The sequence below is a fragment of the Micromonospora sp. NPDC003816 genome, assembly GCF_042874705.1.
Classification (GTDB): domain Bacteria; phylum Actinomycetota; class Actinomycetes; order Mycobacteriales; family Micromonosporaceae; genus Micromonospora.
In genome coordinates, this window is record NZ_JBIANP010000003.1 from 113,343 (window position 1) to 127,501 (window position 14,159).

The following is a 14,159-nucleotide window of genomic DNA, read 5'->3' on the forward strand; positions in this document are numbered from 1 at the left end:
GGGAATCGCTGTGGTCCGGCCAATGATCCGTGGAAGTTTCATCTTTACCGGAGATCGCGCGGTAATCACCGGCGCCGCATGTCCAATTGCCGCATCCGGCGGATATCGGTCGGAGTAAACGGGGTGGCGCGTCAGGCATAGACCGGAGTAAGGTCTGCGCCTACCCCGATACGTCTCCTGACTGAATCATGGCCCGGCGGCCTGGTGAGGAAACAATTCTCCCCTGCATGCCGGGCCGCCCCTTGCCCTGTTCGGCCTCGTGGAGGAGCTTCCGTGCAGCAGCACGATCCCGATGCGGCGCAGCCCTACGGTGATCAGCGAAATCAGATTGCCGACACTTCTTCCGCACCTTCCGTGCGAATGACCGAATCCGTCGAGGAGGGGACTCGCCCCGACCCGGACGGCGGTCGGCTGGCCAACCGTCCGCCCGGCTATCCGAACGCCGTCGTCTGGCTGCGGGTCGGGATCCTGCGGGACTGGCGCGGCGTCCTGGGCGCCTTCGTCGCGGCCTGGCTCTACGTGCCGGTGGCGCTGTTCACCGCAGTGTTGCTCGCGACGACCGCCGCGCTCACGCTCGCGTTCACCGGCGGCGGGATCGTCGCCGACCAGGTGCCGCACGCGGTACGCGACGCGCCGATCATCGGTGGGCTGATCGATTCCTTTCTGCAGCAGTCCGGTGGCCCGATCGGCGCTTTCGTCGGTGCGGCCATCGCATTCCTGGTCGGTCTGCTGGTCATTCCCGTCCTTCGGTTCAGCGAGGTGGACGGGCCCGTCTCACTGCTGGCCCAACTGGTCGGAATGGTGGGCGCGGCCATTGTGCTGGGCCTGCTCTACACGCTGTACCGAGTGGTGCTGGAGCACCGTTTGTTGCGAGTGTCGGGCGCCCGCGACCTCAGTCGGCGGGAGCGCGATCTGATTCTGCCGATCCTGCACGAATGCGCACAGCGGCTCGGTCTGCCGAGTGTCCCGCGACTACTGGTCGAGGACGACCTGGTCACCACGAACGCGCGGGCGTACTCCCGGCACGTCGTGGTCACCACCGGTCTGCTCACCGACTCGCGGGAGGAGATCGCCGCGCTGCTCAGTCACGAGCTGGTGCACTGGCGCACCGGTGACGAGATCACGTCGGCCTTCGTCCGGGGTGTCGGGCTGCCCCTGGTCCTGGTGCACGCGGTGCCCACCTGGCTGATGCGCACGTTCCCGCACCCGGCCACCAACCTCTTCGTCTTCCTGTTCTTCTGGCCGGTCCTGCTGACGATGAAATACCTGGTACAGCCGCTGCACCGCGCCGACGTGCGCGCGGCGGAGTACCGGGCGGACCTCGGTGCCGTGGTGACGGGGCACGCCGACGGCCTGCGGGCCGTCCTGGAGCGCCGCAAATCGTTCGAGAGCGGGCGCAGCGGCTGGGACGAGGCGGTCTGCGCCGAGCACCCGCCGAACGAGCTGCGCCTGGACCGGCTGGAGCAGGTGCAGGCGGCCAGCGACCTCGCGGAGGCGGAGGCGCCGTCGGGGCGGGTGGTCGGCCCCGGGGAACTCTTCGGCGGGGACGACCCGGTGAGCGTCCGGCGTCCGGCCGTCGTCGGTGCCGCCGTCCTGCTCTCGGTCTGCCTGGTCTCCAGCCTGCTCGGGGTCGTGCAGTGGGGCTTCTTCCGGCCGGCGACCGCCGTCGACGGGTACTTCTCGGCGCTGGAGGACCGGGACGTGGACGACCTCGCCGGGTGGTTGAGCCCGGACGTCGAGGCCGCGGTGCGCAGCGACGACCTGCTCGGCCGGATGGTGGAGTCGCCCGACTACCAGCCGCCGACCGACGTCGACGTCACGGCGATCGACCGGAAGGAGGACGACGCCACCGCCACGGTCTCGTTCGTGCTCGGCGGGGAGCGCATGGAGAGCGAGCTGACGCTGCGCCGGGACGACGGGGCGACGGCGGGGATCTTCCGGGGTTGGCACGTCGTCGGTGGTGTCTCCACCCTGGACGTGACCTCCGGTCAGCAGGGCCTCCTGGTCAACGGGGTGTCGATGCCGGAGAACCCGCAGGGGCAGTCGGTGCTCGCCGTGCCCGGCGTGTACCTGGTGACCGCTGCCGCCAGCCCGTTGAGCGAGACGCCGTCGCAACGGATCGGCGTGGCACCCGGTGCCGACTACGCGACGCCGATCCAGGTCGTCGCCGAGTTGAAGCCCGCCGCCCGGTCGACGGTCGACGCGCAGGTGAAGGAGTACCTCGACGGCTGTGCGCGACAGACCGTCGCCGCCCCGCAGGACTGCCCGTTCCGGTTGAGCGGCTACCAGGGTGCCAAGGGGATCACGTGGACGATCGCCAGCTACCCGACGCCGCAGATCGACCTGCTCGGCCCGGCAGCGGCGCAGGTCAGCACGCCCTACGAGGAGCAGGGTCAGGTGCGGGTGAGCGGGACCTACGAGTCCTACTTCGGCGAGGAGGAGTTCACCGAGACCTACCCGCTCTCCGTCACCGGCATGGTCACCGCCGCCGGTGCGGAGCTGACCTTCCAGCCCGAGGTGGACGAATGAACACCGACGCGTCCGTAGCGGGACGGCAACCCGTCCGACTCCAGATGATCACCACGCTCCGGCAGCCGGCCCAGGTCCCGCTCGTCGACTGGATCCACCGCCGGCCGGAGTTCCGGGCCGGCGTACGGGACCTGAGCGGGCGTGGCGGAGGGCGGGCGGGCTTCAGCGAGGCCGTCATCATCGCGGTGGTGGCGCAGAGCCTGCTGCCCGGACTCTTCGCCCTGCTGCAGACCTGGCTCAGCCAGCAGCCCAGCGGTGCCACGGTGCGGATGCGGATCGGGGAGTCGGAGGTGGAGGTGCAGGTGACCGGGCGGACCGATCCGCGCCAGTTGCTGGAGCAGGTCACCCGGACCATCCAGGAGCACCGCGATCCGCCCCGCCCCGGCCCGGAGTAGGCCGTACGCCGGCGATTGTCGATATCGTGTGACGTCGTGCACGGCGGGACCATTTCCTAGGCGGTGCGGTATGACGGTCACTGCGGACCACGCCGAGTTGGTCGTCGCCGCACAGGCGGGGGACCGGTCGGCCCGTGACCAACTCGTCTCGGCGCACCTGCCGTTGCTCTACAACCTCGTCGGCCGGGCGTTGAGCGGGCATCCGGACGTCGACGACGTGGTGCAGGAGACGCTGCTCCGGGTGGTCCGTGACCTGCCCACCCTGCGGGCGCCGGAGAGTTTCCGCTCCTGGCTGGTGGCGATCGCGCTGCACCAGATCGCCGGCCACCGCAGCCGGGTGCGCGGCGCGGTCGACCGGCTCGCCCTGGGCGACGGGGTGGAGCACCTGTCCGGCGGCGGGGACGTCGAGGGTGAGGCGATCGGGCGGCTGCACGTGTCGGACCAGCGTCGACAGCTTGTCGAGGCGACCCGGTGGCTCGACCCGGCGTACCAGCCGCTGCTGGCGCTCTGGTGGCAGGAGTGCACCGGTCGGCTCAGCCGGGCCGAGGTCGCCGCCGCGACCGGTGTGACCGTCGCGCACGTCGGCGTACGCCTGCACCGGATGCGGGAGCAACTGGAGTCGGGCCGGAGCATCGTCGCGGCGCTGGCGGCCCGTCCGCCCTGCCCGGACCTCTCGGCGGCGATCCGTGGCTGGGACGGGCGACCCACGCCGGTGTGGCGCAAGCGGATCGCCCGACACGTCCGCGACTGCCCGTACTGCGGTGCGGGTGTGGCCGATCGGGTGCCCGCCGAGCGGCTGCTGCTGGGCATCGCGTCGTTGGCGGTGCCGGTGGGCCTGACCGCCGCACTGGTCGCCAAGGGCCTGCTGGCCGGGGCGGCTGGCGGCACCCCGGTCGTGGCGGCGCACGCCGTCGCCGGTGGGGCAACGGTGGCGGGCGGGACGGCGGTCGCCGGTGGCGCCGCGATCGACGGCGCAACGGTGGTCAGCGGTGGGGCGGCCGTCGGTGGCACGGCAGGCCAGGGCGGGTCGCTGCTGGGCGTGCTGACACAGGCGGTGGTGGCGCATCCGGTGGCGAGTGCCGCCGCCGGGGCGGTGCTGATCGCCGGGGCCACCGCCGGGGTCGCGCTGCGGCCGGATCCGGCGCCCCCGCCGCCGGCCGTCGCGGCGCCGGTGACGACGTCCGCCGCGCCGCCGCGCCCCAGCCCGACCCCGGCCACCACGACCCCGGCGACGTCGCCGTCCGTGTCACCGTCGGCGGTACGCCCGTCCGTGCCGGCCGGCACCATCCCGCTGGGCACCTGGTCGTTGGAGTCCGTACGGGCACCGGGCCGGTACCTGACCGTCGACGGCGACGTGGCCGGGCTCGACGAGGTGACCGGAGCCAGCAGTGCGCAGGCCCGGCGACGGGCCACCTTCACAGTCAGTCGAGGGCTCGCCGACCCGGACTGTGTCACCCTGCGCAGCGCCGACGGGCGGTACCTGCGGCATGCGAGCCTGCGACTGCGGCTGAGCCCGAACGAGGGCACCCCGCTGTTCCGGGAGGACGCGACCTTCTGTCCCGAGCGCGGCGCGACGGCTGCCTCGGTGACGATGCGCGCGCACAACTACCCGCATCTCGTGGTGCACGAGCGTGACGTGGGGTTCTGGATCGACTTCCCCGACGGTACGCAGACGTTCGCACGGGCGAGTTCCTTCCGGGTCCGTAACCCCTGGGCCTGACCGTCGGGCCCGACTCGCCCGACCGGCGACCCGCGATTCGGCGACGCACTTTTCGTAATGCCGGACCGGCTGCCGCGCCTCCTACTGCGTGAGGCGTCGGCGGCTCATGACCGGTGGTACGCCGCACGCCGTTCGTCCGAGTCGGCGGGAGCCCGTATGCAGGTGAGGCCACGGTCATGACCGAAGAACGTCCGCCGCCGACCCCGCACCGGGTCGTGGCCGAGTCGGCCGAGCATCCGCCGATGCGCCCGCTGTGGTTGTGCCGCCACTGTGGCCACCCCTGGCCGTGTACGCGTGGCAAGCTCGCCCTGCTGGCCGACTACGAGGGTGCCCCGGTCAACCTCTTCGTCTATCTGGCCGGTTGCCTGCACGAGGCCATCGACGACCTGCATCGACTCGATCCCTGCCAGACCGGCAGCGCCGCCGACATGTTCGACAGGTTCCTGGGCTGGCCGAACCGACTGAACCGGCGCTACCGGGTGACCCGGACGAGCGTGCGTGGCGACCGGCCCCCGACGGTCAGTCGGTAGGACCGGACAGGGCCCGGGGCCGGCCGACGCCTACGGCCGTCCCCGAGCTGCCCATACGCAGTCGTCAGCTGGTCATCATTGTGAGCATCTGCTGGATCCCGCCCTGGCGGGAGGCGCGTACCCGCTCGCCGAATGCCTTGGTCTCGGCGTTCTTGCCGCCGCTGCGGACCAGGTTGGCCAGTTCCATCGCGTTGTGCTGGTGGGCCAGGAAGAGGCTCAGGAAGGACGTGTCGAACTCGGCGTCCTTGACCGTCGTCAACGCCTCGATCTCGGCCGGTCCGGTGCCGGGCAGTCCACCGTGGTGGGCGTGCAGGTTGGGCGCGGTGTCGACCTCGGTGGACTTGCCCCAGCTCCTGAGCCAGCCCTCGATCATCTTCAGCTCGTCGGACTCGGTGACCTGCACCGCCTGGGCGAGCGTCTTCAACTCCGGGTCCTGGGCGCGCTTCACGGCGGTGGCGGTCATCTGCAGGGCCTGCCGCTGGTGGTGGACGAACATCTGCAGGAACATCACGTCGGTGTCGTTGTACTCGTCGCCGGCCGTGATCTCGGCGACCGTCGTGTCACTCGTCGACGCGGGCGGCGGCTGCGCGGCGGGTGACCCGCAGGCGCCGAGCAGGAACGGTACGACCAGGGCTGCCGCGACCAGTCGGCGCCTCACAGCGGGAGCCACAGCGCGAGGGTGTAGATCGAGGGCTCCCAGCTGTTGATCGCGGTGTGGCCCTGGCGGCACTCGTACCGCCTGCCCTCGAACGTCACCACGTCGCCGGTGCGGTAGCTGACCCCGGCGGCCCAGGCGTCACCGCCCGCTGCCGGCGGCGGGGCCGCGCTGGTCGGTGCGGCGGTGGTCGGCGTGGTGCCGGGCCGGGTGGGTGCGGTGGTGGGCGCCGTGGTGGGCGCGGCCGTGGGCGGTGCGGTGGTGGGCGCGGCGGTGGTCGGCCGGGGGGCGGGCGCGGCACCGCCGCCGCCGACGATCAGGTCGACGCAGTTGTAGAAGGCCATCGGGGTGTCGCCGATGTTCCAGACCGCGAGTAGCCGCTGGCGGCCGGGGAAGTTGCTCAGGTCGATGGTGTGCGACACGGTCGCGTCCGGCTGGGCGTTGCCCTCGTCGATCTCGGCGACCAGTCTGCCGTCGATGAAGTACTGCCAGTCGGCGGTCCGGTGCCGGGCGGTCAGCACCCAGGTGAGGGTCACCGAACTGCCCACGTTCCGGGCCGGCCAGTCGCGGGACTCGTCGGAGAGGACGGACCACTGGGCCACTCCGCCGTCGCACCGCTGGGAGCCCTTGGGTGCCTCGACGCTCTGCGGCTCGAACTGGATCGGGCCGCAGTCGGTGACCGTTCCGGCCGCGCACAACGCCTGTCGGCTGGGCGGGTTGGAGACGTATCCGTGGGCCTGGGCGGGCGAGGAGACCGCCAGGGACGAGGCGACCATGCCGAGGGCCACCAGTGGGTAGGTGATCTTCCTGCGCATCTGAACTCCGTACGGCTCGCTGCGGCTGTGACGGCGAGGACGCTAGTGCGCGGTTCCATAAAGGAGCCTTAACGGCTCCGGAAAGGATCATGAAAGGCGGCTGCTGCTCCCGAGTCGCTCCGGAGCGTGGTCGACCGTCCCGAGCAGGATGCCGACCCGGGCACCGCCGAGCGGACTGCGGGTGACCACCAGGTGACCGCCCGACGTCTCGGCGGCGCGCCGCACGATGTCGAGACCGAGGCCGGTCGACCCGGCGGCGCTCACACCCCGCTGCACCGCCCGTGCCGGGTCGGCGATGCCCGGCCCGGCGTCGTCCACCAGTACCCCGTCGGGCGAGACGCTGACCCGGAAGGCGGCACCGTCCGGGGTGTGCGCGAAGACGTTGCCGAGCATCGCGTCCACCACCAGGATCAGTTCGCTGCGCGGCATCGGCAGGACCACCGGTACGTCGCCACCGGTCACCTCCCACGGACGCTCCTGGTCCTCGGCCAGCACCGACCAGAACGCCAGTCGGTCGGCCAGCACCTCCACCAGGTCGGCGCTCTGCCCGTCCCGCCCGTCGGTGCCGCGCCGCACCCCACGGATGATCGAATCGAGTTCCTCGTCGAGCAGGTCGCAGGCCTGCCGCATCCGCTCGCCTATCGGGCCCGGCGGCATCGCCTCGGCGTCCAGACGCAGCGCGGTCAGCGGCGTCCGCAACCGGTGGGAGAGGTCGGCCGCCAACTCGCGCTCCCGGTTCATCAGCAGCCGCAGGTCGTCGGCCATCGCGTTGAACGACCGGGCCGCGTCCTGGAGTTCCCGGGGGCCGTTCGGCTCCGCCCGGGCGGTCAGGTCGCCGCCGCCGAGCCGCCGCGCCGACGCGGACAGGTCCCGGGTGGCCCGCACCAGCCGGCCGCCGAGCCGGTCGGCGAGCAGCGTCGAACCGGCCACCAGGACGATCGCCAACCCACCGAGGACGACCCAGGCGGTTCGGACGCCCCGGCGCAGGTCGGCCTCGGGCACGTACACCTCGACGATCACGGTCCGGCCGTCGGCCAGCACGGTGGGTTGCAGGTACGCGACACCGTCGCCGGCCGGGGCCAGCACCGACCGGCGGTCCCCGGCGGCGCTGCGTACCTGCGCGTCGGTGACGTGGGTGACGCCGATCGGCGCGTTGTCCGGCAGGTGCACGGCGAGCCGTCCGGCGCTGCCCGCCGTGGTGCTGGCCACCGCGTTGGTGAGCAGCATCGGGTCGGCGTCCATGCCCAGCACGGTGACCAGGGCGGTGGCCTGCTGGCGAGCTTCGCTGACGGCCCGGTCCCGGGCGATCTGCCCGGTGGCGATGGCCAGCGGCACCAGGAAGGCCAGCGCCACCATCGAGGTGATGGCGATGGCCAGCCGGTTCAGGGCCCACCTCATCGGGGTTCGACCATCATCACGCCGACCCCGCGTACGGTCCGCAGGAAGCGTGGCCGGGCGGCCGTCTCCCCGAGCTTGCGACGCAGCCAGGAGATGTGCACGTCGATGGTCTGTTCCTCGCCGATCTGCGCCTGGTGCCAGACCTCGTTCATCAGCTCCCGGCGGCTGACCACCTGACCGACCCGCTCGGCCAGGTACGCCAGCACGTCGAACTCGCGTCGGGTCAGTTGCAGGGGTTGCCCGTGCAGTTCGGCCAGGCGTTGCCGGGGACGGATGGTCAGCTCGCCCACGGTGATCGACGGCGGGGTCTCGTTCGCGGTGGGCCGGGCCCGGCGGAGCATCGCGTCGATGCGAGCCAGGATGTGTCCACCGGAGAACGGCTTGGTCACGTAGTCGTCGGCACCGGCGCCGAGCAGGCTGATGATGTCGGTCTCGGAGCGGCGCGCGGTCGCCACGATGACCGGTACGTCGGAGACCGAACGGATCATCCGCAGCGCGTCGGCACCGTCGATGTCGGGTAGCCCGAGATCGAGGATGACCAGGTTCGGTCGCTCGGTGCTGACGATCCGCAACGCCTCGGCGGCGTGCCCGGCGGGCCGTACCACGTGACCGGCGTCGGTCAGCGCACGGGTGAGGGCGGCCGCGATGTTCCGGTCGTCCTCGACCAGCAGGATCATCGCCATGGCGTACACCATATGGGTAGATGAGACGATGTCTTCGTGCGATCTTCCTGGTGGGCGCCGATCACGGGATGGTGCGTCGCCACCGCGTCGAGCATCGTGCTCGCGTCGATGGCGATCCTGCCCGTGCTGCGGGAGCCGGTCGCCCAGGACCGGACGCTGAGTCCACCACCTGCGGCGGAGACGCCCGGACCGCCGACGCCACTGCCCTCGTCGGCACCGCCGCCGACGACGTCGGCGTCACCGCGACCCCGCGTGAGCCTGACCCCCACGCCGAGCGCCACGCCGGAGTCGGTGGAGAGCCGCCGCCCGACGACCAGACCGAGCCGGACCACGGCCCCGACCGTGACCACCGAGGACGGTTGGACGGTGACGGTGGGCGACGACGGCGTCCGCAGCTACGTCCGCTCGTTCCGGGTGGAGGGCGGCCAGGCGGTCGTCCGGATGACCTCGGCGGGCGTGGTCGAGCTGGTCACGGCGACCCCGGCGGACGGGTACGCGGTGCAGAAGGTGCAGAACTCGCCGGACAACATGGCGGTCTACTTCAACGCGCCGAACAGCAGCTTCATCATCCACGCGATCTGGTGGGACGACCGCCCGTTCGTGCAGGTGAGCAAGGTCGGCTCGTAGGGTCGGTGCCGCGCGGTCGCTCAGAACAGGGTGGTGGGCTCGACCGGGATCGGCTCGGGCAGGGGCGTCAGCTCGGGCAGGCGGGCACGGACCTCGTCGTGGAAGCGGCGGGCGAGCACCGGCGCGTCGGCGTTGTCGGGGGTGTGCACGAACATGGTGGGGGAGCGGCCCTCGCGCAGCCAGGCCACGGTGACGTCGACCCAGTGCTGCCAGCCCTCGACCGTCCGGTACGTGTCGTCGCGGCCGAGGTAGCGCACGATGGGCCGGTCGGTCAGCGCGTGGGTGCGCAACGGCATCCGTGGCTTCTTGGTCCAGGCGTCGCGCTCGGCGTCACTGGTCGGCGGGTCGGCGAAGAAGGCGGTGGTGTCGAACGGCACCCATTCGGCGTCCGCCTCGTCGAGCGTGGTCTCCAGCAGCCGGACCGCGTGCGGCTCGGTGAAGAAGGCGGGATGGCGGACCTCCACCACGGCCCGGTGGGTGGCGGGCAGCCGGCGCAGGAAGCGGGCCAGCGTGGGTACGTCGTCCGGGCCGAACGAGCCGGGAAGCTGCACCCAGAGGGCGTGGGCACGCGGGCCGAGCGGTGCCATCGCGTCCAGGAACACCCGCATCGGCTCGGTGACGTCGGTGAGCCTGCGCTCGTGCGTCACCACCTTGGGCAGCTTCACCACGAACCGGAAGTCCGGGCCGGTCTGCTGCGCCCAGGTGGCGACCGTGTCCCGGGTCGGGGTGGCGTAGAACGTCGTGTTGCCCTCGACCGCGTCGCACCACCCGGCGTAGTGGCGCAGCCGTTCGGAGGTCGGCAACGGGTGCGCCAGCAGCCGACCCTGCCAGGACTTGTGCGTCCACATCGCACACCCGACGTGCAGCCGCATACCGCCGACTCCTTCCTCCGCCCCTGGCCCGGCGACAGTGCGGGCACCCGGCCGGGCTTGCTGCGCGGCCCGGTGCGGCGCGACCCCGGCTTGACGTACCGTAGCCGGGTGTCCGTTGGCCGGCCGCGTCAGCGGGCCGGGCCGGCGGAGTCGCCCGGGGCGAGGGACGCGATGAAGTCGAGAATGCGCTGGTTGACCAGCTCGGGACGTTCCAGCGGCAGCCCGTGGCCGGCACCGGTCACGATCTCGGTGCGGACCGAGGGGATCAGCTCCGCCGCCCGGGCCGCCGCCCGACGGGGATCCAGCAACGAACTGCGCCCGGCCAGCAGCACCTGCACCGGCACGCGGATCGCGCGCAACTCGTCGTCGTCGAACCGGCGAGCTGCGACCGGGCGGCCCGACCGCCAGTGCCGGGCTGCGATCATGATCGGGGCCAGTTGCTCGGCGGACTCGACCAGGGCATGGTTGGCCAGCCGCTGGGCGAACCAGGGCCGGGTGCGCCGGGGGGCCAGTGTCGCCAACGCTCCGGCCAGCATGTTCGCGTAGAACCTGAGTGGCACCTTCTCCAGGCCCCCGGGATCGAGCAGCGTGACCGAGGCCAGCCGGTCGGGCCGGTGCAGGGCCTGGGCGAGCGCCAGGAATCCGCCGTAGGACAGGCCGACCAGGTGGACGCCGTCCAGCCCGAGTGCGGTGAGCGTCTCGTCGAGCCAGGCGGCGTTGTCGGTCGTACTCGGCACCGGTCGGCGTTGCACGCTGCGACCTGGGTCGTCGACGGTGTCCACCGCGTAGACCCGGTGGTGGACACCGAGCGGGGCGACCTGCGGATACCAGTTGCTGGAATTGCCCTGAGCGCCGTGTAACAACACGATCGGCTCACCCGTGGCGATGCCATGCTGGTGCACGTGGACGGTGCCGAACCGCGTCTCGACGTCCCACTCCTGTCGAGGGTGCGGCCATGCGCCCATCGCCACCTCATAGGCGGCGAGGAACCTGCTCCGTGCCTGGTCGCTGGTGAACCGTCCGATGCCTGGCGTCGCTCGCACGTCGACCTCCCCGTTTTGGTAGTACGATCGTACTACCAAAACGGCTGACAAGGGGTGCCACGATGCCGAGACTGTCCGACCGTGACGCGCGCCGAGGCGAGATCCTGGCCGCGCTGCTGCGGATCGCCGGCGAGCGTGGCCTGCACGCCGTGAGCATGCGTACGGTGGCCGCGCAGGCGGGCGTCTCGGTGAGCACCGTGCAGTACTACTTCCGGACCAAGGAGGAGTTGCTCTTCGCCGGGCTGCGGCACCAGGCCGACATCGTGGGGCGGCGCGCCGTAGCCGGGATGCCGGTCGACCCGGCGGAGCACCCACGGGACAGCCTGCGTGCCTGGCTGGTTCAGTTCGTTCCCGTCGATGCCGAGCAGCGTGCCGCCTATATCGTCTTCGCCGCCTACCACGCCCTGGCACTGACCGACCCGGCGCTGGCCGAACTCTCCTACAGCCGCGACTCGGTCCAGCTGGAACGCGCACTATGCGAACTGGTGGCCGCCGCCCAGCGCTCAGGTGCGGTGCCAGCCGAGCGGGACGCGGACGCCGAGGCCGGCAACCTGCTCGCCCTGGCGACCGGCCTCGCCGACAGCGTCATGGCGGGCATGCGGAGTCCCGAGACCGCCATCGCGCTGTTGGACTACCAACTCGACCACGTCTTCCGCACGCCGTCGGCGGGCTCGGTCGGCTAGCCGTCGCCGTCGGTGCGGTCGACGGTGAGGCTGGAGACGCCGGAGGTGGCGTCGATGTCGTAGCGGTCCGTGGCCGACTCCCACTCCGGTGGCGTCAGCACCGTGCCGCCGGCCACGCCGGACTGGGTGGATCCGTCGACGGTGACCGAGCCGGCGCCGCCACCCGCGCGTACCCGCACCGGGGCGTCACCGGCCAGGCGGACGACGACCTGGTTCGCGCCGCCACTGAGGACGGTCCGCTGAGTGCCCTCGGCCGGCGGCAGGGTCAGCTCGATCCGGCTGGCCCCGGCGGTGAACTCGACGTCGCCGAGCTGGGCGCCCCGCAGGTCGAGGTGCTGCTCCTTGGCGCCGCCGCCGAGCCGCAGGTGCCAGCGTACGGAGTGGTGCAGCACCACCTCGACGATGGCCGGCCCGTCCTGTCCGGTGCCGCGCAGGCTGGTGAGTATGTTGCCGTCGGCGAGCGAGACCGCGGGCCGTACGCCCGAGTCGCGGGACGTCGACACCCGGTACGCGTCCCCGCCGAGGTCGTCGGTGCGCAGCCGGACCACGTCGGCGCCGTCGAGCAGGACGAAGGTGGCCTCCCGCAGGTCGTCGGCGCTGCCGGTGACGACGTGCCCGGCCCGGCCGTCGCCGCGCACCGTGACCCAGGTCCAGGCGGAGACCAGCACCACCACCAGAACCAGCAGTGCCCCGCCGAGCCACCACCAGAACCGTCGCCCGTCGGTCGCTTGAGCGTTCTCCACGTCGCCTCCCGTGCCTCGGTGACCGCAGGGGGCTACTACCCGCCCGGCCCGTCACCGACTCTTACGGCTGCGACGGCGCGTGGGCTCACCGCCGACGGCGGTGAGCCCACAGGTACCGCTTGCGGTCAGGCGCGGGACCACTTCTGGTTGGCGGTGCCGCCGCAGTCCCAGAGCTGCAACCGGCCGCCGTTGTTCGGGTTGTTCTCCCGGACGTCGACGCACCGGTTCGCGCTGAGGTTCACCAGGTCACCGGCGGGGCTGAGGGTGAACCGTTGGGCCGGGTTGCCGTTACAGGTGACCAGGTTGACCTCGGTGCCGTTGGCGGTGCCTGCCCAGGCCGGGTCCATGCACTTGCCCATGGCGCGGACGGTGCCGTCGGCGGCGAAGGTCCACGCCTGGGCGGCGGTGGTGTTGCAGTCCCAGATCTGCAACGGCGCCCCGTCGTACGGGTTGGCGCTGGGGATGTCGATGCACCGTCCACTCTGCTGGCCCCGGATCCGGGTGGTGCCGGTGTTGCCGTCCGGGACGTAGCCGTAGACCCGCACGTAGTCGACGAGCATCTGCTGCGGGAACTGGGTGCTGCCGTCCGGGTAGCCGGGCCAGTTGCCGCCCACCGCGACGTTGAGGATCATGAAGAACGGGTGGTCGAAGACCCACCGGTTGCCGCCGAGTCGGCTCGGGTCGACGCGGAAGAACTCCTGGCCGTCGAGGTACCAGCGGATGCTGTTCGGTTCCCAGTCGACCCGGTAGGTGTGGAAGGCGTCGGCCAGCGGCTGTCCGATGACGCGGCTGCCGGTGATCCCGCCGCCGCCGGAGTAGCCGGGCCCGTGGATGGTGCCGTGCACGGTGTTCGGCTCGCGACCGACGTTCTCCATGATGTCGATCTCGCCGGAGGCCGGCCAGCCGACGTTGCCGAAGTCGCTGCCGAGCATCCAGAAGGCCGGCCAGATGCCCTGACCGCGAGGGATCTTGATGCGGGCCTCGAACCGGCCGTACGCCTGGCTGAAGGTGGCGGCGGTGAGCAGTCGGGCCGAGGTGTACTCGCACCGGCCGTAGTGACACTGGTAGTTGGCCGGGTTCTCCCGGCGCGCGGTGATGACCAGGTTGCCCTGCCCGTCGTGCACCGCGTTGCTGGTGCTGTTGGTGTAGTACTGCCGCTCGTTGTTGCCCCAGCCGTGGCCGCCGATGTCGAAGCGCCACTTGGACTGGTCGACCGGCGTACCGGCCGGGGCGTTGAACTCGTCCTGCCAGGTGAGTCCGCCGATGGCGGCGGCGGCCGGTGCGGCGGTCACGGGGACGACGAGCATGCTGGCGACGACGGCCGCGGCGAGGGCGGCGGCTGTCCGTCGAAGCCTTCGGGAGATGGTGGACACGATGGTCTCCTTGGGGTCTGCGGATGAGGCTGGCGCCCCGGCGAGGAGGGGAGAGCGCTCTCCATATCGCAGTCTGTCGATTTCAACAGAATT

The 14,159-nt window shown here is 71.7% G+C and carries 14 protein-coding genes; 6 read left to right on the forward strand and 8 right to left on the reverse strand.

Features of this window, described 5'->3' with window-relative positions:
* Window positions 1–360 precede the first annotated feature (360 nt).
* The 4 genes from ACFYTT_RS11425 (at window position 361) to ACFYTT_RS11440 (ending at window position 5,174) form a co-directional block, all read left to right on the forward strand.
* Entirely contained in the window at window positions 361–2,529 is a 2,169-nt protein-coding gene (locus tag ACFYTT_RS11425) for a M48 family metalloprotease (RefSeq protein ID WP_387258800.1), read from the forward strand.
* A complete protein-coding gene (locus ACFYTT_RS11430; protein WP_131054049.1) occupies window positions 2,526–2,924 on the forward strand; it encodes a hypothetical protein in 399 nt (132 codons plus the stop codon). Before ACFYTT_RS11425 ends, ACFYTT_RS11430 begins: the two co-directional genes overlap by 4 nt.
* 70 nt (window positions 2,925–2,994) lie before the next feature.
* Complete coding sequence (locus tag ACFYTT_RS11435; protein ID WP_387258802.1) at window positions 2,995–4,644, forward strand: sigma-70 family RNA polymerase sigma factor; 1,650 nt, start codon at window positions 2,995–2,997, stop codon at window positions 4,642–4,644.
* A gap of 176 nt (window positions 4,645–4,820) precedes the next feature.
* The gene (locus ACFYTT_RS11440; protein WP_131057791.1) at window positions 4,821–5,174 is read left to right on the forward strand and encodes a hypothetical protein; all 354 of its coding nucleotides are present in this window, start codon (window positions 4,821–4,823) and stop codon (window positions 5,172–5,174) included.
* A 64-nt stretch (window positions 5,175–5,238) separates the two neighbouring features.
* Here the strand turns inward: ACFYTT_RS11440 and ACFYTT_RS11445 are convergent, their stop codons facing one another.
* The 4 genes from ACFYTT_RS11445 to ACFYTT_RS11460 all read right to left on the reverse strand — a co-directional run bounded on the left by ACFYTT_RS11445 (window position 5,239) and on the right by ACFYTT_RS11460 (window position 8,725).
* Window positions 5,239–5,844 (reverse strand): DUF305 domain-containing protein, encoded by a 606-nt coding sequence (locus ACFYTT_RS11445; RefSeq protein WP_387258804.1) that lies wholly within the window; start codon window positions 5,842–5,844, stop codon window positions 5,239–5,241.
* Window positions 5,829–6,644: a lytic polysaccharide monooxygenase gene (locus ACFYTT_RS11450; protein ID WP_176092886.1), complete on the reverse strand. Its 816-nt coding sequence runs from the start codon at window positions 6,642–6,644 to the stop codon at window positions 5,829–5,831. Before ACFYTT_RS11450 ends, ACFYTT_RS11445 begins: the two co-directional genes overlap by 16 nt.
* Before the next feature lie 87 nt (window positions 6,645–6,731).
* A complete protein-coding gene (locus ACFYTT_RS11455) occupies window positions 6,732–8,042 on the reverse strand; it encodes a HAMP domain-containing sensor histidine kinase (RefSeq protein WP_176092887.1) in 1,311 nt (436 codons plus the stop codon).
* The gene (locus ACFYTT_RS11460) at window positions 8,039–8,725 is read right to left on the reverse strand and encodes a response regulator transcription factor (protein WP_387258807.1); all 687 of its coding nucleotides are present in this window, start codon (window positions 8,723–8,725) and stop codon (window positions 8,039–8,041) included. The genes ACFYTT_RS11455 and ACFYTT_RS11460 overlap by 4 nt, the downstream gene beginning before the upstream one ends.
* Window positions 8,726–8,833: 108 nt before the next feature.
* Here ACFYTT_RS11460 and ACFYTT_RS11465 point away from each other — a divergent pair, with 108 nt between their 5' ends.
* Entirely contained in the window at window positions 8,834–9,352 is a 519-nt protein-coding gene (locus ACFYTT_RS11465) for a DNA mismatch repair protein MutL (RefSeq protein WP_387259713.1), read from the forward strand.
* Window positions 9,353–9,372: 20 nt separating this feature from the next.
* On the opposite strand, the gene ACFYTT_RS11470 is transcribed toward ACFYTT_RS11465, so the two are convergent.
* Together ACFYTT_RS11470 and ACFYTT_RS11475 are read right to left on the reverse strand one after the other, a co-directional pair.
* On the reverse strand, window positions 9,373–10,200 hold the full coding sequence (locus ACFYTT_RS11470; RefSeq protein ID WP_387259716.1) for a DUF72 domain-containing protein: 828 nt from the start codon (window positions 10,198–10,200) through the stop codon (window positions 9,373–9,375).
* A 152-nt stretch (window positions 10,201–10,352) separates the two neighbouring features.
* Window positions 10,353–11,267: an alpha/beta fold hydrolase gene (locus tag ACFYTT_RS11475; RefSeq protein WP_236145850.1), complete on the reverse strand. Its 915-nt coding sequence runs from the start codon at window positions 11,265–11,267 to the stop codon at window positions 10,353–10,355.
* A gap of 62 nt (window positions 11,268–11,329) precedes the next feature.
* Between ACFYTT_RS11475 and ACFYTT_RS11480 the strand changes: the two genes are divergently transcribed.
* The gene (locus ACFYTT_RS11480) at window positions 11,330–11,950 is read left to right on the forward strand and encodes a TetR/AcrR family transcriptional regulator (RefSeq protein WP_131054449.1); all 621 of its coding nucleotides are present in this window, start codon (window positions 11,330–11,332) and stop codon (window positions 11,948–11,950) included.
* Here ACFYTT_RS11480 and ACFYTT_RS11485 read toward each other — a convergent pair.
* Together ACFYTT_RS11485 and ACFYTT_RS11490 are read right to left on the reverse strand one after the other, a co-directional pair.
* Window positions 11,947–12,693 carry a hypothetical protein gene (locus tag ACFYTT_RS11485; RefSeq protein WP_131054448.1) on the reverse strand — a complete coding sequence of 249 codons (747 nt, stop codon included), beginning with the start codon at window positions 12,691–12,693 and terminating at the stop codon, window positions 11,947–11,949. The two genes, ACFYTT_RS11480 and ACFYTT_RS11485, sit on opposite strands and share 4 nt — an antisense overlap.
* A gap of 125 nt (window positions 12,694–12,818) precedes the next feature.
* On the reverse strand, window positions 12,819–14,066 hold the full coding sequence (locus ACFYTT_RS11490) for a glycoside hydrolase family 16 protein (RefSeq protein WP_176092892.1): 1,248 nt from the start codon (window positions 14,064–14,066) through the stop codon (window positions 12,819–12,821).
* Window positions 14,067–14,159: the final 93 nt, after the last annotated feature.